General features: G+C 71.0%; 20 protein-coding genes. 4 read left to right on the top strand and 16 right to left on the bottom strand.

Annotated elements, in window-relative coordinates; genetic code table 11:
* Positions 1-7: 7 nt before the first annotated feature.
* The 16 genes from cysC to AAF430_19905 form a co-directional block, all read right to left on the bottom strand.
* Positions 8-622, bottom strand: coding sequence for an adenylyl-sulfate kinase (gene cysC / locus AAF430_19980; protein MEM7412520.1), 615 nt, complete (start codon positions 620-622; stop codon positions 8-10).
* Between the two features lie 218 nt (positions 623-840).
* The gene (locus AAF430_19975; GenBank protein MEM7412519.1) at positions 841-2,022 is read right to left on the bottom strand and encodes a cysteine desulfurase family protein; all 1,182 of its coding nucleotides are present in this window, start codon (positions 2,020-2,022) and stop codon (positions 841-843) included.
* A gap of 63 nt (positions 2,023-2,085) precedes the next feature.
* Positions 2,086-2,418: an iron-sulfur cluster assembly accessory protein gene (locus tag AAF430_19970; GenBank protein MEM7412518.1), complete on the bottom strand. Its 333-nt coding sequence runs from the start codon at positions 2,416-2,418 to the stop codon at positions 2,086-2,088.
* A gap of 53 nt (positions 2,419-2,471) precedes the next feature.
* Complete coding sequence (locus AAF430_19965) at positions 2,472-3,242, bottom strand: TlyA family RNA methyltransferase (protein ID MEM7412517.1); 771 nt, start codon at positions 3,240-3,242, stop codon at positions 2,472-2,474.
* A 35-nt stretch (positions 3,243-3,277) separates the two neighbouring features.
* Complete coding sequence (gene dxs, locus AAF430_19960) at positions 3,278-5,170, bottom strand: 1-deoxy-D-xylulose-5-phosphate synthase (GenBank protein MEM7412516.1); 1,893 nt, start codon at positions 5,168-5,170, stop codon at positions 3,278-3,280.
* Positions 5,167-6,003, bottom strand: coding sequence for a polyprenyl synthetase family protein (locus AAF430_19955; GenBank protein ID MEM7412515.1), 837 nt, complete (start codon positions 6,001-6,003; stop codon positions 5,167-5,169). The genes dxs and AAF430_19955 overlap by 4 nt, the downstream gene beginning before the upstream one ends.
* Positions 6,000-6,299, bottom strand: coding sequence for an exodeoxyribonuclease VII small subunit (locus tag AAF430_19950; GenBank protein ID MEM7412514.1), 300 nt, complete (start codon positions 6,297-6,299; stop codon positions 6,000-6,002). The genes AAF430_19955 and AAF430_19950 overlap by 4 nt, the downstream gene beginning before the upstream one ends.
* A 90-nt stretch (positions 6,300-6,389) precedes the next feature.
* Positions 6,390-7,631 (bottom strand): exodeoxyribonuclease VII large subunit, encoded by a 1,242-nt coding sequence (gene xseA, locus AAF430_19945; GenBank protein ID MEM7412513.1) that lies wholly within the window; start codon positions 7,629-7,631, stop codon positions 6,390-6,392.
* A 2-nt stretch (positions 7,632-7,633) separates the two neighbouring features.
* The gene (locus AAF430_19940) at positions 7,634-9,037 is read right to left on the bottom strand and encodes a S41 family peptidase (GenBank protein ID MEM7412512.1); all 1,404 of its coding nucleotides are present in this window, start codon (positions 9,035-9,037) and stop codon (positions 7,634-7,636) included.
* A 141-nt stretch (positions 9,038-9,178) separates the two neighbouring features.
* Positions 9,179-10,339 carry a peptidoglycan DD-metalloendopeptidase family protein gene (locus tag AAF430_19935; GenBank protein ID MEM7412511.1) on the bottom strand — a complete coding sequence of 387 codons (1,161 nt, stop codon included), beginning with the start codon at positions 10,337-10,339 and terminating at the stop codon, positions 9,179-9,181.
* On the bottom strand, positions 10,336-11,241 hold the full coding sequence (locus AAF430_19930) for a permease-like cell division protein FtsX (GenBank protein MEM7412510.1): 906 nt from the start codon (positions 11,239-11,241) through the stop codon (positions 10,336-10,338). Before AAF430_19930 ends, AAF430_19935 begins: the two co-directional genes overlap by 4 nt.
* Positions 11,238-11,930 (bottom strand): cell division ATP-binding protein FtsE, encoded by a 693-nt coding sequence (gene ftsE, locus AAF430_19925; protein ID MEM7412509.1) that lies wholly within the window; start codon positions 11,928-11,930, stop codon positions 11,238-11,240. Before ftsE ends, AAF430_19930 begins: the two co-directional genes overlap by 4 nt.
* A 56-nt stretch (positions 11,931-11,986) precedes the next feature.
* Positions 11,987-12,559, bottom strand: a complete 573-nt coding sequence (locus tag AAF430_19920; protein MEM7412508.1) for a hypothetical protein — start codon at positions 12,557-12,559, stop codon at positions 11,987-11,989.
* 224 nt (positions 12,560-12,783) lie between these two features.
* Positions 12,784-13,410 carry a methyltransferase domain-containing protein gene (locus AAF430_19915; protein MEM7412507.1) on the bottom strand — a complete coding sequence of 209 codons (627 nt, stop codon included), beginning with the start codon at positions 13,408-13,410 and terminating at the stop codon, positions 12,784-12,786.
* 108 nt (positions 13,411-13,518) lie between these two features.
* Positions 13,519-14,163 (bottom strand): PEP-CTERM sorting domain-containing protein, encoded by a 645-nt coding sequence (locus AAF430_19910; GenBank protein MEM7412506.1) that lies wholly within the window; start codon positions 14,161-14,163, stop codon positions 13,519-13,521.
* Entirely contained in the window at positions 14,160-15,785 is a 1,626-nt protein-coding gene (locus AAF430_19905; protein ID MEM7412505.1) for a hypothetical protein, read from the bottom strand. The genes AAF430_19910 and AAF430_19905 overlap by 4 nt, the downstream gene beginning before the upstream one ends.
* Positions 15,786-16,007: 222 nt before the next feature.
* Here AAF430_19905 and AAF430_19900 point away from each other — a divergent pair, with 222 nt between their 5' ends.
* From AAF430_19900 to cofE, 4 genes are read left to right on the top strand one after another with little or no spacing between them, the layout of a single operon-like run.
* Positions 16,008-16,547: a hypothetical protein gene (locus AAF430_19900; GenBank protein ID MEM7412504.1), complete on the top strand. Its 540-nt coding sequence runs from the start codon at positions 16,008-16,010 to the stop codon at positions 16,545-16,547.
* Positions 16,544-17,500, top strand: a complete 957-nt coding sequence (gene cofD, locus AAF430_19895) for a 2-phospho-L-lactate transferase (GenBank protein ID MEM7412503.1) — start codon at positions 16,544-16,546, stop codon at positions 17,498-17,500. The genes AAF430_19900 and cofD overlap by 4 nt, the downstream gene beginning before the upstream one ends.
* Positions 17,497-18,126, top strand: coding sequence for a 2-phospho-L-lactate guanylyltransferase (gene cofC, locus AAF430_19890; GenBank protein ID MEM7412502.1), 630 nt, complete (start codon positions 17,497-17,499; stop codon positions 18,124-18,126). Before cofD ends, cofC begins: the two co-directional genes overlap by 4 nt.
* Complete coding sequence (gene cofE / locus AAF430_19885; protein MEM7412501.1) at positions 18,123-18,869, top strand: coenzyme F420-0:L-glutamate ligase; 747 nt, start codon at positions 18,123-18,125, stop codon at positions 18,867-18,869. The genes cofC and cofE overlap by 4 nt, the downstream gene beginning before the upstream one ends.

The raw sequence follows: 18,869 nt of genomic DNA, 5'->3' as shown, positions 1-18,869 counted from the left end.
AGTCGTGCTAGGGACGGCTCAGGTACCCCTTCTCCTCGAGATAGGAGATCAGCGCGGAGACGCTCTCCTCGACGGACTGGACGTTCGTGTCGAGCACCAGCTCGGGCTTCTCGGGAGCCTCGTAGGGCGCCGAAATTCCGGTGAACTCGGGGATCTCGCCGGCCCGCGCCTTCTTGTAGAGGCCCTTCACGTCGCGGCCCTCGCAGGTCTCGACCGTGGCATCGACGTGGACCTCGACGAAGTCGCCCGGCTCCATGATCCCGCGGACCTGGTCGCGATCGGCGCGGTAGGGCGAGATGAACGACGACATCACGATCATCCCGGCATCGGTGAAGAGCTTCGACACCTCGCCGATCCGGCGGATGTTCTCGGTGCGGTCCTCGGGAGAGAATCCGAGGTTCTTGTTCAGTCCGTGGCGGATGTTGTCGCCGTCCAGGACGTAGGCGTGGCGCCCGCGATCGGCGAGCGCCTTCTCGGCCGCCACGGCCACGGTGGACTTGCCGGACCCGGAAAGCCCAGTGAGCCAGATGGTGCACCCGCGCTGCCCGAGCGACTGCTCACGGTCGGATCGCGCCACTTGGGTCTGGTGCCAGGTGATGTTGGTGGCTTTCTGCTCAGTCACGCGGGGGTCTCCCTCTCGAAGCGGTGAATCAGGATGGAACGGGCCCAAGCTGGGATGAGAATCGGTCCGGGGTGTCTCGCGATCCGGGATGTCTCGCGGTCCTGGGTGTCTCGGGTTGGAAGGCTGCGGGACCCGTCGGAAAGGGGCGTGCCCGATGAGGGGCCGCGCTTCGGCGCCGCCGTCCGATCCGGACGAGGAGAGTAGCGCCAAGCGACCGCTCAGCCGCCTCGGGCGACCTGGCGCGCGCCGCCACCCGGTACCCGGGCCCGCTCGGCCTCTTCGATGACCCGCTCCGCGGCGCGATCGATGTCGTCGGCCGTATTTCCACGGCCGATCCCGAAGCGAAGTGCTCCGCGCAGCGCCTCCGCGGAGAGCCCGATCGCCTGCAGGACGTGGCTGGGCTCCCCTCGCGCCGACGCGCAGGCCGACCCGGCCGAGAGCGCGACGTCGTGGAGGGCACCGAGCAGCATCCCCGCATCGACGCCGGGGAAGGAGACGTGGAGATTGCCGGGCAGCCGGTGGGCATCGCTGCCGTTCCGCTGGACTCCAGGGAGCTTCTCGCGCAGCAACGCCCAGAGACGCTCGCGCAGCCCAGCGAGGCGCTCGACCTCGGTCGCGAGTTCGGCGACCGCGATCCGGACCGCCTCGGCGAAGCCCACGATCAGAGGAACGGGGAGGGTCCCCGACCGGAGGCCCCGCTCGTGGCCTCCCCCATGGAGCTGCGGGGCCAGGCGCGGGTTGCGGCCCGCCCCGCGAAGGTAGAGAGCACCGATTCCCTTCGGCCCATACACCTTGTGCGCGCAGAAGCTCAGCAGGTCGATCCCGGCGGCCCCGACGTCGAGGGGCACCTTGCCGACCGCCTGGGCCGCGTCGCTGTGAAACGGAACGCCCGCGTCGCGACAGACGGCCGCGATCTCGGCGAGGGGCTGGATCGTCCCGATCTCGCTGTTGGCGGCCCCGACCGAAACCAGCTGGGTCTCGGGGGTCAGGGCGTCGGCAACGCGCGACGGATCGACCCGTCCCGCGCCGTCGACGGGCAACTCGACGAGGTGGGCTCCCTCGCTCGCCAATGCCCGCGCCGTGTCGAGGACGGCGGGATGCTCGATCGCCGTGGTGACGAGGTGTGCGTTCGCCACGCGCCGCACGCGCCCGGCGAGCGCGAGGTTGTCGCTCTCCGTGGTGCCGCTGGTGAAGACGATCTCGCTCGGATCGGCAGCCCCAATGGCCTCGGCCAGGGTCTCGCGGGCTACTTCGACGGCCGCCTCGGCGCGCCAGCCATAGGCATGGGTACTGCTGGACGGATTCCCGAAATCCTCGGTCCAGTACGGCGCCATGGCCTCGACCACGCGCGGGTCGACCGGGGTCGTCGCGTGATGATCGAGATAGATCGGACGCTTCATCGGGTCCTCGGTCCGCGGCGGCTCCACGCTTCCGGGGCACCGGGTCCCTAGAGGTGCGCGGCGTCAGGCGCTGAAGGATTCCCCGCAGCCGCAGGTCGACGACGCGTTCGGGTTCTCCATCTTGAAGCCGGACTCCTGCAGCGTGTCGACGAAGTCGAGGGTGGTCCCGGCCAGGTAGAGCGCGCTCTTCTCGTCGAGGATCAGGCGGACGCCGCAGACTTCGATGGTCGTATCGATGTCGCGGATGTCGTCGTCGAAGGCCAGCTCGTAGCGGAGCCCAGAGCAGCCCCCGCCGACCACCTTCATGCGCAGGCCGTGGCTCTCGGCCTTGCCCTCTTTGTCGAGCAGCTCGCGAATCCGCTCGGCGGCGGGCTCGGTGACCTCGATCAACGGCATACTGTACTCCTGAGTCCGAATTCCACGAGAACATAGGGTCGAGACCCCGGCCGTCAAGCCGCCGAGCCGTCCTCCCTACCCGTCTTCCCCTCATCGACACCCGGGGGGTCGAAGTGGACGAAGATCTCGCGGTTCCCCTTGGGGCCCGCCAGGACGCTGTCGGCGCGGCCCTGCTCCCGCCACCCGGCCTCGGCCGCGGCTGCCACCACGGCATCAGCGGCCTCGGCGCGCAGCGCGTCGTCACGGACCACCCCGCCCGCACCGACCCGCTCCTTCCCTACCTCGAACTGGGGTTTGACCATCAGGAGCCAGGCCGCCTCGGGTGCACAGGCAGCGAGCGCGGGGACCAGCAGCCGGGCCGAGATGAAGGACACGTCCACCACCACCAGCGACACGGGTTCGGGAAGCAGCTCGGGCGTCAGGCTTCGCGCGTTGGTCTTCTCGCGCACGTGAACGCGCGCATCCTCTCGCAGACGCGGATGCAGCTGGCCATAGCCGACGTCGACCGCCACGACCGAGCGAGCGCCGCGTTGCAACAGGCAATCGGTGAAGCCACCGGTCGAGGCGCCGACGTCGAGGCAGGCGCGCCCGCTCGGGTCGACGCCGAGCGCGTCGAGGGCGCCCGCCAGCTTCTCCCCGCCGCGTGACACAAAAATACGACGCGCGCCCTTGCGCAGCCGCACCGCGGCGGCCGCCGGAACGCGCGTCCCCGGCTTGTCGGAAGGCACATCGTCGACCAACACCTGGCCGGCGCGAATCAAGGCCTGGGCCTGATTGCGGGATTCCGCGAGGCCCTCTTCGCAGAGCCGCTCGTCGAGGCGCAAGTCACCTCGGCGTCCGCGCGCTCCCGCGCGGGTGCTCAGGACGCGCGATCCGCGAGGGCCGCGCGGGCCGCGTCGGCGATGCCCTTCGCGTCGAGTCCGAGCTGGCCTTTCAGCCGACCGGGATCGCCGTGCTCGATCAGCTGATCGGGGACCGCCACACGGCGCAAGGGCACCTGGACGCCGCCGTCGGCAAGGGCCTCCAGCACGGCGCTCGCGAAACCGCCCATCCCGCTGTGCTCCTCTGCGGCGACCAGCGCGCCGCAGCGCCGCGCGAGCGCCTGGATCCGCGTCGCATCCAGAGGCTTCACGAAGCGTGCGTTCAGGACTGCCGCGGAGATGCCCTCTTCGGCCAGCGACTCGGCAGCAGCGATGGCCGGCGCCACCATCGAGCCGATCGCCAGGAGCGCGACGTCATCGCCATCGCGCAGCAACTCCGCTTCGCCGATCGGCAGCGACTTCGGATCCGGGTCCAGGGGAACGCCCTGGCCCGACCCGCGCGGGAAACGCACGGCCGCCGGGCCGGGGTGTTCGACCGCCGTGCGCACCATGCGCTGCAGCTCGTTCTCGTCCTTCGGTGCCATGACGACGATGTTGGGCAGCGTGCGCAGGTAGGCGAAGTCGAAGAGCCCCTGATGGGTGGCGCCATCGGCTCCGACGATGCCGGCTCGATCGAGGGCGAAGGTGACGTCCAGGTTCTGGAGACAGACGTCGTGCACGACCTGGTCGTAGGCCCGCTGCAGGAACGTCGAGTAGATCGCCGGGACCGGCTTCATCCCCTCGCTCGCCAGACCGGCCGCGAAGGTGACGGCGTGCTGCTCGGCGATGCCGACGTCGAAGAAGCGCTCGGGGAAGACCTTCTGGAAGCGATCGAGTCCGGTGCCGTCGGCCATTGCGGCAGTGATGCCGACGATGCGCTCGTCTTCCTCGGCGAGGCGGATCAAGGTGTCCGCGAAGACGTCCTGGTATTTCGGCGGCCCGGGCTTGCCCGGAGGGAACGCGCCGGTCGAAACCTCGAACTTCCCCACGCCGTGGTAGCGGAAGGGATCCTGTTCGGCGGGCTCGTAGCCGTGCCCCTTCGTGGTCGCCGCGTGGACCAGCACCGGACCATCTCCGGCCGCGAGCATCTGCTTCACGTTCTCGAAGGTCTCGATCAGCACTTCCATCCGATGGCCCTGAACAGGCCCCACGTAGCGGAACCCGAGGGCCTCGAAGAGCAGGCCCGGCGAGAAGAAGACCTTCAGTGATTCCTCGGTCTTCTGGGCCCAGTGGAGCGCATCCGCCGGCAGCGACCGCAGGAAGTCCTTCGCCCAGCCCTTCACGCGTCGCACCGTGGGTGCGGACATCTTCGTCGACAGAAACGAGGACAAGGCACCCACGTTCGGCGAGATGGACATCTCGTTGTCGTTGAGGACGACGACGAGGTTCTTGCGCGGCAGATCGCCGGCGTGGTTGAGCGCCTCGAAGGCCATGCCCGCGGTCATGGATCCGTCGCCGATCAGCGCGATTGCGCAGCCATCGCGGCCCTGCTGGTGCATCGCCTGGGCCATTCCGAGCGCCGCGGAGATCGACGTACCCGCGTGTCCGGCACCGAAGTGGTCGAACTCGGATTCGGAGCGGCGCAGGAACTTCGCGATGCCGCCCTCCTGGCCGAGGGTCTCGAACTCGTCACGACGCCCTGTCAGGAGCTTGTGCGCGTAGCCCTGGTGTCCGACGTCGAGGACGAGTCGGTCGCGCGGCGTCTCGAACACGTAGTGGAGCGCCGTGATCAGGTCGACGCTGCCCAGGCTCGAAGCGAGGTGACCGCCGGTGCGCGAGATCGTGTCGATGATCTCGGATCGGATCTCTTCGGCCACCTGGGCTGCCTGCTCGGGGCCGAGCTCCCGGAGGTCGGCGGGGGTTCGAATCGCATCGAGGAAGCGTTCGCTCAAATCTCTCTCTCCACGGCGTAACGAAGCAGACCCCGCAGCGGCTCGGCGGGTTCCCCCATCCGGTCTAGCGGGTCGAGTGCATTCGCCAACAGCTCGGTCGCACGGGCGCGGGCCCCATCCGCGCCGAGCACGGGGACCAGCGAGCAGTCCTCTTCGTCCTCGGCATCCAGCAAGTCATCCGCAATCTGGAAGGCGATACCGGCCGCCAGACCCGCCTCGTGCAGGGTGGCGAGTCGCGTGCCGTCGGCGCCGGCCAGCCGCGCACCGCAGGTGATCGAAGCCGCGATCAGGGCCGCCGACTTTCGCGCGTGCACGCTCTCGACCGAGGCCGTGTCCTTTGCGTCGCCCGCGAGGTCGTCGACCTGTCCGCCGACCAACCCGGCGGCACCGGCCGCGTCCGAGAGTGTGCGCACCGCATCGAGCCGCCGCGCGAAGTCGTCGTCGCCAGCGTCTTCGACCAGTACGCCGAAGGCGCGCGTCAAGAGCGCATCGCCGGCCAGGACCGCGGTCGCCTCGTCGAACGCCACGTGCACCGTCGGGCGACCGCGCCGCTCGACGTCGTCGTCCATGCACGGCAGGTCGTCGTGAATCAAGGAGTAGACGTGGACGAGCTCCACGGCCACCGCCGCCGGCAATGCCGCCTCGCGCTTGCCGCCGACCGCTTCGGCAGCCGCCAACGCCAGTGCAGGCCGCAGGCGCTTTCCACCCGGGAACACGAGGTGCCGCATCGCGGCGTGGAGCCGAGCCGGCGGCTCCCCCTCGGGCGGCAAGGCCGCGTCCAGGGCCGCTTCGACCAGGGGCTGGCACGCTTCGAGATAGCGGGGCGCGTTCATGCGGTTTCGTCTTCTTCCTCTTCGGCGTCGAAGGGACGCAGCTCGCTGCCCTCGGCGCTGGTGACCAGTTCGTCGATGCGACGCTCTGCACGGGACAAGAGCGCTTCGCAGCGGCGCGACAGGGCGACACCACGCTCGTAGGTCGCGAGCGCCTCCTCGAGACTCAGCTCACCCGCTTCGAGACGATCGACGACGTTCTCGAGGGAGTCGAGGGCCCCCTCGAATTCCAACTCGCTGAGGTCGTCGGGGGCACCCGCGCCGTCCGGGGCGGTGCCCGCGTCGTGGGGGTTGCTCACTTGCCGAAGCTAGCTGCGCGGCGTCGGCGCCGCAAACGCGAAGAGCGACGAACTCTTTGTTTTCAAAGCGCTTTTGCGTGTCGTTCGGAGCTACGGCTCTTCCGTAGGGCTTCCGGGATCATCCCGGCTCGACTCGACTCGCGCGACGAGGCGCGCGCGAGCCACCCGGACGTCGAGACGTTCGCCGGGCGGCGCATCGGCCGCGCTCCGCACGATGCCCGCGTCCGACTCGCGGCGGACGAGCCCGTAGCCACGTCCGAGCACCGCCAGAGGCGAGAGCGCCTCGAGCCGGGCGGCGCCCTCACCGAGCGCGGCACGCGCCCGTTCGACGTGCGCGTCGAGGGCGCGCTGGAGATCTCGCGCGAGGGTGGACCAACGCTCGCGTCCGGAAGACACACGCTGGTGTGGTGCCTGGGCCTGGAGCGCGCGCGCCAGCGTCTGCCAGCGGGACTCGGCGTGGGCGAGCTCCGAGCGAAGCGCCATCCCGAGTCGCTGACGTTGACGCGCCACCTGGGCCGCGAGTGAGCGGCGGTCGGGAATCGCGAGTTCGGCGGCGGCCGACGGTGTGGGCGCCCGCGCATCGCTCACCCAGTCGGCGATCGTGAGATCGGTCTCGTGTCCGACGCCACTGACGACGGGCACCGCGCAGTCCGCGATCGCCCGCGCCAGGGTCTCGGTGTTGAAGGGCTGCAGGTCTTCCAGCGAGCCTCCCCCGCGCACCAGCAGGATCGCGTCGCAGTCACCGTCGCGGGCCAGCGCGTTCAAGGCCCCGGCCACCTCGGTCTCGGCGCCCACGCCTTGAACCCGACAGGTCGCCAGACGCAGCGGGAGGCTCGGGAAGCGACGGCGCGAGACCTCGAGGACATCGCGCAAGGCGGCGCCGCTCGACGACGTGACTACCCCGACCCGTCGCGGCAGCGCCGGAAGTTCGCGCTTCCGATCGGCGTCGAAGAGCCCCTCCGCCGAGAGCTTCGCCTTCAGCTGTTCGAAGGCGAGCTGGAGTGCGCCGACGCCGCGCGGTTCCAGTTGACGGACGACGAGCTGCATCTCCCCGCGCGCCTCGTAGACCGTGAGGTCGCCGTAGGCGAGCACCTCCATGCCGTCTTCGGGCTCGAAGGCGAGGCGGGCGGCCTGGCTTCGGAACAGGGCGGCGCGCAGCTGGCCGTCTCCGTCCTTCAGCGTGAAGTAGCAGTGCCCGGACCCGGGGCGCCGGAAGTTGCTCACTTCACCGACCACCCAGAGTCGTCCGACCCGCTCCTCGAGCAGTCGGCGCACGCCGGCGACCACTGCCCCGACGGGGTAGACCCGCGGCGCCGCAGCGCTCTGGGTCACGGCTACTCGACCGCGGTGTCGGATTCCGGCGCGGTGGCCTGGAGCTGCGACGGTGCGCCGCGCAAGCGCTCGAAGTACGCCCAGCTCTTCAAGACCTCGACAGCGCGCGAGAGCTGGATGTCTCCGTCGGTCCCGAGCGGCGCCGGGCCGTCTGCCTCGGCGCTGTTCTCGGACTCGTCCGGATCGTCGGTCTCGTTGTGGCGAATGTGCCCTTCGAGATCGCTCTCGCGAATCCGCCGCCCGCCGTCGCTGGCGGCTTCGGGCGCCTCGGGATTGACCGCGATGTCGGGGGTGATCCCCACTTCCTGGATCGATCGGCCGCTCGGCGTGTAGTAGAGGGCCGTCGTCAGGCGCAGGCCGGCGCCCCGGTCGAGCGGGTAGACGGTCTGCACGGAGCCCTTGCCGAAGGTCTTCTCGCCGAGCACCAGCGCGCGGTGCTGGTCCTGCAGCGCGCCCGCGACGATCTCGGAAGCGCTCGCCGTACCGTCGTTCACGAGGACGGTGATCGGGTAGTCGGGCTCGGTGCCCTCGGCCTGGGCGCGGTAGTCCTGACGCTGGTTGTCGACGCGGCCCTTCGTGTAGACGACGAGACCGTCCTCGAGCCAGACGTTCGAGACCTTCACGGCCTGATCGAGCAACCCGCCCGGGTTGTCGCGCATGTCGAGGACCAGCCCGTCGAAGGGCTTCCCCTCTTCCTCTTCTCGGAGCCGCTCGATGACGTCTTCGAGATCGTCGATCGTCGTCTCCTGGAAGGCGCGGATCCGCACGTAGGCGTAGCCGGGCTCGACCATCCGCCCGGAGACCGACTGGATCTTGACGACGTCGCGGCGGATCTTGAAGGGCTTCGGCTCTTCGAAGCCGTCGCGGAAGATCTCGATCGTGATCTCCGTACCGCGCTTCCCGCGCATCAGCTGCACCGCCTCGAAGAGGGTCATCGTCTTGCTGCTGCGGCAGTCCTCGGTCCAGTCGTCCGGGACTTCGGTCGGGCAGATCGCGACGATGTTGTCGCGGGCACGGATGCCCGCGTTGAAAGCCGGCGTTCCCTCGATCGGCGCGACCACCTCGATGAAGCCGTCGCGGCGCTTGCTGATCTCGATGCCGAGGCCGTGGAACTCGCCGCGCGTATCCACCTGCATCTCGCGGTAGGCCTCGGTGTCGAGGAAAGAGGAGTGGGGGTCGAGCTCGGCGAGCATGCCCCGCACTGCGCCGCGCAGGAGCGAGCTCTCGTCGACCGGCTCGACGTAGTTGCGTCGCACCAGGTTCAAGACGTTCGTGAAGAGCCCGAGATCGTCGTAGCGGGTGGCGGCGGCCACGTTCGTGAAACCCGCGACGACGGTGAGCCCGCCTGCGGACGCGATCACTCCGGCGAGGAAGGTCAAGAGGAACCGGAGGCGCTGGGGTTGCATGGGCGTTCTGGATCTCCCGGTCGTGCGGACGGTCACGCGCGCTTCGCGCTGGGTGCAAACACCTCGGCCAAGGCGACGAAACGGCGACCTTTTGTGATGTCTTCGGTCTGCCAGGCCGGCGCCTTGACGCTGGGACCCAGTCTACCGCTTGGCCCGGCGCCCGCCGAGCGCGCGCAGCCAGCTGGCCGGGTCCAGCGCCTCGGCCCCGCGGCGTACCTCGAAATAGAGCTGGGTCCCGTCCAGAGACCCGCTGTCTCCTACCGCGCCGATCCGCTCCCGGGCCGCGACGTTCTCGCCCAGGCCGACCGCCACCTCGTCCAGATGCGCCGAGACGGTGAAGTGGTCCTCCCCGTGGTCGAGGATCACGACGTTCCCATAGCCGCGAAAGCGCCCGGCGAAACGGACGCGTCCGGCGGCCACTGCGTGCACCGGCGTGCCACGCGCGGCGCTCCAGCGCACACCCTTGCGAAAGGTCGCGGTTCGCGACGCCCGGTCCACCACTTTGCCGAAGCGCCCGGCCAGCTTGCCTCGGACCGGGTCGGGGAGCTTCCCCGCCAGGCTCGTGAAGGCCGGCCCGTCGACGACCGGCACTGCGGCCTGGGTGCGCTCCCCCCACGCGGAGACGGTCTCCTCGAGCGCGCGCGCGGCGACCTCGAGTTCGCCGAGTGCAGAACGCTCGAGCGCCCGATTGCGCGACAGCTGACGCGCGAGTTCGCGTTTGCGCTCACGCTCGGTCGCCAATGCCGCGGTGCGCTCGGCCAGCGTCTCTTCGGCGAGCCGTGCGTCTTCACTCGCTTCGGCCACGCGGCGCCGGGCTTCGAGCAGGGCGCGCGATTCCTCGCGGTGCGCCGCGATCAGCGCGCTGTCGTGTTCGACCAGGAAGCGCAGGGTCTGCACGCGGCTGAAGAACTGCTCGAGATCCCTCGACCCGAACAGCATGCGGACCGCACCGAGCTCGCCCGCGCGGTAGAGCGCCACGGCGCGCGACGAGAGCGACGCCTCGAGCTTCGCCAGCCGCGCCAGCACGTCCGCCGCGTTGGACTCTGCCGCGCCGAGCGCCTCCTGCATGTCCTGCGCCTGTTGCTTCGCGCGGCGCGCCTCCACGCGCAGCAGCTCCGCGCTCTCGTCGATCGCCTCGATCGCTTCGAGCAGACCGCGCTCCTCGCTTTCGAACGCCGCGACGCGGTCGCGACTCGCGTCGATCGCACCGCGCAGCCGCTCGAGATCAGTCTCGGCGCCGAGTGAAGTCGCCACCACCAGGACGGCCAGTCCCACCCCCATGGCGCGGGTGGCGCGCTTCACCGTCGACCCTCGGCGGTCACGGCCAGCGAGGAACCGATCAGCCCGAGCAACATGCCGCCGGCCCAGAGCCCCGCCGCCTCGCTGCCCTCGAAGAAGCGGGGCGACTCGCCTCCCAGCAGCAGCGCGAGCCCGAACTCGAAGCTCGGCAGCACCAGGCGGAACAGGCCGTACAGCGTGGCCCATGCGAGCAATCCGCCGCACAGACCCTGCAACGCGCCCTCGATCAGGAACGGGGTGTTCACGAAGCCACGTGACGCACCCACCAGCGCCAGGATCTCGAGCTCATTGCGCCGCGAGACCACGGCCAGGCGGATCGTGTTGGCGACGATCAAGAGCGTGGCCAGGGCCAGGATGCCTCCGAGCCCGATCGCGACGCCACGCACCAGGCCGATCGCGCGCACATAGCCCTCGACCCAGGCGCCGCTGTTCCCTAACTCGGAGACCCCGGGCCAGCCACGCACCGTCTCGGCGATCTGCTCCATGCCCGCCGCCGAGCGCAGCTCCGACGCGAGCGTCAGCTCGAGGGACGCGGGAAGCGGATTCGACTCCAGTCCCTCGAGCAGATCGAAGCCGCGCCCGACCCCGCTGCGAAAGCGCTCGAGCGCTTCGTCCTCGGTGACGAGCCGCGCACGCTCGACACCGTCGAGCGCGTTCGCCTTCGCCAACAACGCATCTCGCTCCTTCGCCTCGAGCCCGGGCTCGAGAAAGGCAGTGACCTGCAGCGCTTCGCCGAAGTCCGTCACCAGTCGCTGCATGTTGAGCAGGAGCAGCGCGAACACACCGATCAGGAGCAGCGCCACGGCGATCGTGAGCGTCGCCGTGACCGCCGTCCCCGGCGTCGCCGCCAACCCGCGCAGCGCAGTGCGCAGGAAATAGACGGCGCGGCCCAGAGGGGCGATCACGGTGAGATCCCGGCCGCGGGGCGGTCGTCGACGATCTTGCCACCCTCGAGGCGAATCGTGCGCTTGCGATAGCGCTGCAACACGCTGTGGTCGTGGGTGGCCACGATCACGGCGGTCCCGCGCGTCGCGGTGCTCGCGATCAGGTCCATGATCTCGAGGGTCAGATCGGGGTCGAGGTTTCCCGTGGGCTCGTCTGCGAGCAGGATGTCGGGCTCGTTGACCAGCGCGCGCGCGATCGCCACGCGCTGCTGCTCGCCACCCGAGAGCGACAGCGGGTTCTGATAGCGGCGGTGATGCAGCCCTACCTGTTTCAACACCGAGAACACGCGCGCTCGGGCCGCGCGACGCGGGACGCCCACGACATCGAGCGCCACCGCGACGTTCTCTTCGACCGTGCGCCGGGACAGCAGCTTGAAGTCCTGGAAGACCACGCCGATGCGGCGCCGCAGGGCGGGCACCGAACGCGGCGACAAGCGTGAAGCGTTGCGCCCGAGGACGACGATCTGCCCTTCGCTGGGGCGCTCCTCTGCGAACACCAGGCGCAGCAGCGAGGTCTTGCCGGCGCCGCTCGGCCCGGTCAGGAACACGAACTCGCCGCGCGCGAACTCGAGGGTGACGTCGCGCAGCGCGTAGCTGCCGGCGACGTAGGACTTCGAGACGTGGAAGAGCTGCGCTGCCGCTTCGCCCATGCCGGCGCGGGGCTCGGCCTGGCCGCGCCCGCCCCAGAAGCGTTGCAGCGCGGCCTTCACCCTCCCGAGCGGATCTTGCGCGCGGCAGCCGAGTCGCGCTCCGGACCGCGCGCGCGTGCCTTCTCGGCGAGGTAGTCGAGGATCACCTCGTCGAGCGGCTTCTCGGCGCCCATGATCCCTTCACCGAAACCACGCTGGGGTTCGGCACTTCCGAAGCCGGCCTGGGGACGCTCGGCGTGATCCACCTCTGTGTCGGCCTCGGTCTGCTGGGGAGGCGGCAGCGGCCCATCGAGCTCGGGCTCGGTGTCGGGCTTCGACACCTCGCTCGGCGCGGCGAACCCGGCTTCCGCGGCCGTTTCCCCGAGACGCTCGGCGATCACGTCGTCGAAGCCGCCGGCTTGCAGCTTCTCGACCATCGCCACGTGCTGCTGATCGATCAGGCCGCGCACGACGAGGATCAACTCATCGGAATCCAGGTGTTCCGAGTAGTCGGTCTTCTGCGAACCGAGGATCGTGCCACCGTGGTAGAGGTGACTGATGATGTGAGGGTTGGAGCGACCACTGTCCTCGGTCTGGACGTGGAACTGGATGCCCCGGTAGCGGACGTTCGTGTTCGCTCCCGTGATCATGCGAGCCCCCCAGCCGCGTCTCGTGCGAAGCGCCAGTTTCCCGTGCCGGCCCGGGCTTGTCGACCGAACCGATGCGCCCCCCACCAGGACGGCTCCACGCCGCAGGCGGGCGCGCTGCGTGACGGTGCGCACCAAACCCTCATCGCGCTTCGTTTCGGGCGCTTGGGGCTGCAACCTGAGCGATCCCCCCGGGGCACGATCCGCCCGCACGCCCGGCCGCCGCCTCAATCCCGGACGACCACGTAGGATTTCGTCCAGCCCAGGAACCGCTCCCGCTGGAGGGTGCAATCCGGGAAGAGCGACGCGAACTCGGCCGCGTCGAGCAGCCGGGTCCCATCGACGAAGCGCGCCGCCTGCTCCCGGCTCGCGCCGGTGAGCCAGGCCCAGACCGTCCCCCAGTGGGCCCACCGCCGCTGCCAGCGCCGCGGGAGGTAGTGGAAGAACGGGGTCAAGAGATGGGGCTCGAAGAAGAACCCGCGGGCGGGGGTCTGGACCCAGACGCGCGGGGCGACCCGCCGCAGCTCGGCCGCGAACGCGCGCTGGGCCTCGAGGTCGCCGACGTGCTCGATCACCGAGTTCGAGAAGACGATGTCGAAGCTCGCATCGGCGTAGGGCAACGCGACCCCCGAGGCAGTCACCCGGGAGAATCGCGAGGGCAAGGCCTCGTCACCCGAGGCCAGGTTGAGGAGCGTCACCTCGGGCCGCTCGGCGAGGAATTCCCAGTTGAAGGCGGTGCCGCCGACGTCGAGGATCCGCGTCGCGGCGTCGGGCCGAAAGCGTTCGGCGAAACGCTGCATGCGACGCCGGCGAGACCGACGCAGGAGCGGTCGATAGACGCGGTGGATGTCCATCGGCGCCGGCAGCGTAGCGCTGGGATCGCGGCGGCGAAGGGCCCCGGCGCGCGAGTGCGAGCGCGCCGGGGCCGCGGCGGCCATGTGATGGGAGGGAGGGGGCCGCCGCTAGCGGTTTCGCCTGCGCGGGAAGGCCAGCGCGGCGAGCCCCAGACCGAGCAACCACCCGGATCCAGGCTCGGGAACCGCGAAGGCGGCCGCGCCCGGCGTCGGCATCGCCACTTCGAAGTCCGTCGCGTTGTCGTCCGTGTCCAGATCGGCGAACACGCGGGCGAGCGCTGAGTCGGCGGGGGCGTCGAGAGCAGGAGTGCCCTCTCCCGCGAAGACCGCGCCGCCAGCGAAGTCGCCGTAGCCCAGGGCGTCGAGCACACCCATGTCGTCCCGGAGAACGATCGAGTCGGGTCCGTTCTGGAAGTCGAAGTTCGCGATCTGGTCGGCGCCGAGCACCAGACTCGACCCGTCGCCCTGGTCGTCGGCCAACACGAACAGCCCCGACGCGCCGACCGTGCCGGAGAGCGTGACGCTGCCGGCCACCTGGCCGTTGGCGCCGTTGATGCCCTCGACGACCAGACCGTCGAGGACGAACCCCGCCGGCGCGTAGAGCTCGACGAAGGACTTGCCGTTATCCGACCCCGAGGCGTCGTAGAACACCTCGGAGATCAGGGGCGCGGCGGGTGCGCCCGCAGCGCCGACGATGACACACCCGAGTGTGATGCTGCCGCGCATCCACGCGGTCACGGTTCGATGCTTCATGGGAGGTCTTCCTGTGCGGGGTGGGCGGGACCGGAATCGCGATCCGGGGCCACGCCCGGGATCGATGTCGAGCTGAACCAACCGCCGGTCCAGGCGTCGAGGGCGGCGGCGAGCGCGGCCGCACGCAGACGCACCCGCGCGGGGTCCTCGGCGGCTCCCCGCACCAGCTCACCGAGCAGCGCCTGGCGTTCGAAGTAGAGCTGGTTGACCTCGTCCAGGACGTCATCGCGCAGCTGGATCACGAGGCGCGCTTCGCGCGACACGTCCAGGCTCTCGGGCTCGTAGACCAGGCCCGCGAGATCCCAGGAGAGTTCCAGCGAGGCGTCACTGCCCTCGCCGCTGCGGCGCTCCCGGTCGATCAGGGTGCGTCTTCCGCTCGAGAGATAGGCCTCGTCGTGGTCCCGGAGCCGGTCGCGATCGCGGCCGTGGCCGAGCCGCAGTCGCACTTCGGGGAGCCAGGCTCGCTGCATGGCGGCGCGCCGAAGCGACGCGAGATGGTCGGGCTCGAGCCCGGCGTAGCGGAGTGCGCGCCGCTGGACGGCTCGGATCGGTGGATCCGAGGACGGCAGGCCGACGCGCTGCAGTTCGACGCGAACCGCGGCGGGACCGGGGCCGACACGGGGCGACTCTTCTTCACCGACACGGCCGAGCCACACGCCGTAGCGCAGCGCGACGAGGACGCGATCGCCCGCAGCCGCCAGGCCCGACACGGCGACGTGACCGAGGGGCGCCCGTGCACGCAGCCAAGGTCCGTCGAGCTGCGCGGACGAGAGCAGCCCCGCATCCGTGGCCAGCCAATAGCGGCCGGCGGAAGCACGGAGCCACGCGGGCTGAGTGCCGGGCGGCAGGTCCAGGGGTACGTGTCGCCAGCGTCCGGCCACGCGTTCGGCGATCGCGCGCGACCACAAGACCAGCGGCTCCCCGGAAGCGTTGCGGCTGATGTCCAGGACGCCCGCGCCTTCGGCGACGCCCGACCAGACGACGCGGCGGCGGGTTCCGTCGGTGCCACCCCACCACAGCGCGCCCTCGACACGCGCCCAGATCCCGGCACCCCGGGCATCCCAGATCGCGCGCGTCACCGCGCCCGATGGAAGCGCCTGGAGCAAGCGCCAGGCGGCATCGGGTGTGGGACGCCAGAACACGCCGGCGTCGGTCGCGACGGCGAGTCGGTCGCCCTGGGTGTCGATGGCGTGCACCACCCGCGCGGCTTCGCCCGTCCCGACCCGTTCGGTGCGAATCGTGGACCCGTCTGCGCGCAACAACCCCGTCGCGCCGGCGATCCAGAGCGCAGGGGTGGCCGCGTCGAAATGCAGGAACCGGACCGGCCCCCGCGACAGCACCCGGCCCGCGGGGCCCGCCTGCGCCACCTCCATGCCGCGCCCACCCACCGCCACCCCACGATCCCCCCCGATGGCCCAGGCCGCCGCCTGGGATGCGTCGGTCGGCACCACGAGTGCGACGGCCGTCGCGCGCTCCAGGCCGGCCGGGAGCGCCCTGCGTTCCCAGGCGACGCTCGCGTCGGGAGATGCGCCCGCAGCCGGGTCGACGAGCAGCCCAGCGAGGGCGATCCCGCAGCTCCATCGCCGGATGCGGCGGGAGCACCGGACCCGTCGGTGCGACACCCGTCGGCTCGCCTGCTTACCACCGCGCGCATGCATGCGCCGCGGAAGAGCAAGGCGTGTGCCGAGGGCTGCGTGCCGCCGCAGTCGAGCCGGATCGCGGGGTTGGCGGCGCCCCGCGGAACGGCCCCGACCGCGGCGTGACCGGGCCGGACCGCGGCGGCGTGAACGGCGGTCCCCGGCCGTCGCTTGACGCTCCGGTCGGCCTCTCCAAGACTCGGTCCCGTGAACACCTCGCGCGCCGCTGCTCTCGCCCTCGCGATCGCCCTCGTTGGGACCGCGTCTGCCTCCCCGGCAGGTCCACGCGACCCCGTCTACCAGTGGTCGGACGAGGACGGGAACGTTCGCTACACGACCGACCGCGATCGCATCCCCGACGCCTACCAGGAGCGCGTGCGCGAGATCGAGCCGGGCCACGACGCCTTCCACAACGCCGCACTCGCGCGGGGTGCGCGTCCGCTGGGTCGGAACGTCGTGACCGACGAGGACGCGAAGTACTCGGATGCCTTGCCCGCCGTGGAAGCCGCGGCCCCGGTCGACGCGCCCGCGCCCGACCCCGCGCTGGAAGAGCGCATCCTCGCGCTCGAGACCGCGATCGCCGCCGACGAGCGCTGGCTCGAAGAGGCCATCAGCGATCCCGAGCGCGCGAAGGAGCTCCGCTCGACCGACGAGTTCCGGGCGGTCGCCGAACGACTCCCGCGCCGTCAGGCCGAGCTGCAGGATCTGCTCCAGCAGCGCGGCGCCAGCGACGCGCCGACCCCGTGACCACGGCCGCTCCGCCGCGCGTGGCCGTCCTCGCCGGGGGCGTGGGAGCCGCCCGGTTCCTTTCGGGCGTGGTGCGCGCCGTTCCGCCCGAGCAGGTCACGGCGATCGTGAACACCGGCGACGACATGGAGTTCTACGGCGTCCACGTATCGCCCGACGTCGACATCGTGACCTACACCCTCGCGGGTCGGGTGAATCGTTCGCGCGGCTACGGCCTCGAAGGCGACACGACGTCGGTGATCGATGCGCTCGGAACCCTCGGCTACGAGACCTGGTTCCGACTCGGCGACGCAGACTTCGCCCACTCCCACCACCGCACACGCGAGCTCGCGCGGGGTGTCGGCCTCGGCGAGATCAGCGACGGCCTGCGCCGGGCCCTGGGCGTTGCGACACGCATCCTCGTGATGTCCGAGGACCCGTGCCCCACCCTGGTGTCGCTGCGCGGCGGACGGCAGCTCCACTTCGAGGAGTACCTGGCGCGAGACGGTGCGCCGGACGAAGTGGTGGGGGTCGACCTCTCCGCGGCCGAAGTCGCGACGCCCGGGCCCGGCGTCCTCGAGGCCCTCGCCGACGCCGACGTGATCCTGTTCGCGCCGAGCAACCCGGTGGTCTCGATCGGACCGATCCTCGCGGTACCCGGCATCCGTGACGCCGTCCGCGCCGCCCGAGCCCCGGTCGTGGCCGTGTCCCCGATCATCGGCGGCGCGCCGGTCAAGGGCCCGGCCGATCGGTTGCTGCGCGGGCTGGGCCACGAGGTGTCCGCCGCCGGCGTGGCGCGCTTCTACGGCGACCTGCTCGACGGGTACGTGATCGACCAGCGCGACGCGGACCTCGCCGCCGCCATCGGCGCCACCGGACCGGCGACGCGGGTCACCGAGACCCTGATGCGAACACCCGAGATCGCCCAGTCCCTCTCCGAAGAAGCGCTCGCACTCGCGCGGTCGCTCGCGTGATCTCCGCCGTGGTTCCGGTGAAGGGTCTCGACGACGCGAAGTCGCGCATGTTCCCCGAGCGCGCGCGCGAAGAACTCGAGGCGCTCTCCCTCGCGATGATGAGCGATCTGGTGCGCTGCCTGTGTGCCGTCCCCGAACTGGACCGCGTCGCCGTGACCACCCCCGATGCCCGCGTCGCCGACGCCGCGAAGCAGGCGGGGGCCGAGCCGCTGCTGCGCGACGATCCGGGGCTCAACGCGGCGATCGAAGCCGCTTGCCATCAGCTCGCCGGGCCCAGCGACGGGGTGCTGGTCGTCCTCGGCGACGTCGCGGCGGCGGCGCCGGACGACATCCACGCACTCCTGGAAGCCGGTCCGGAACACGGGGTGAGCCTCGCGCCCTCGAACGACGGCGGGACCTCCGCCCTGTTTCGCCGACCGCCCGACGTGATCCCGGCGCGCTTCGGCCGCGACAGCGCCGCGCGCCACCGCGATGCGGCCCTCGCGGCGGGCGTGCCGTATGTCGAATGCACCCTGCCCTCGCTGGCCATCGACATCGATTTCGTCGAAGACGCGCGTTCGGCGCTGGACGTCGAAAGCCTCGGCCCCGCCACGCGCGCCATCCTCGAAGTCTGGGAGCGCTCATGAATCCGCTCGTGCTGACCGCCCTCGAGCAGGTGCCCGCGGTGAAGCCTGGTGACGACCTCGCGGCGCTGCTGCGCGTCGCGGCGGGCGCCCAGGGGGTTTCGCTGTCCGACGGCGTGCTGGTCGTCTGCCAGAAGATCGTGTCGAAGGCCGAGGGTCGCATCGTCGCGCTGGCGGACGTCACCCCGTCGGCCGAGGCGGAGCGCATCGCGCGCGAGGACGACAAGGATCCGCGCCACGTCGAGGTGGTGCTGCGCGAGTCGGCGCGCGTCGTCCGGCGCGGCCATCGCGTGCTGATCAGCGAGACCCGCCATGGCTTCGTGTGCGCGAACGCCGGCGTCGATCTCTCGAACGCCGGCGCCGCCGACACGGCGATTCTGTTGCCCGAGGACCCGGACGCGTCGGCGCGGGCGCTGCGCGACGGGCTGCTCTCCGGCGGCGCGAAAGACGTCGCGGTGATCGTCAGCGACACCTTCGGCCGACCCTGGCGCGAAGGACTCGTCGACGTCGCCCTCGGGAGCGCGGGCATTGCGCCCATCGAGGACCTGCGCGGCGGCGAAGACTGGACCGGCCGCCCGCTCGAGGTCACGACGACCGCGACTGCGGATCAGCTCGCGGCCGCAGCGGGACTGCTGATGGTGAAGGACGCCGGCATCCCGGCCGTGTGGATCACGGGGCGCACGCCTCAAGGCGACGGCCGACTCGCCGACACCCTGCGCGACCCGTCCCAAGACCTCTTTCGCTAG

The organism is Myxococcota bacterium, from assembly GCA_039030075.1.
Taxonomy (GTDB): Bacteria; Myxococcota_A; UBA9160; order UBA9160; family SMWR01; genus JAHEJV01.
This window is presented reverse-complemented; position numbering and strand designations above follow the sequence as displayed.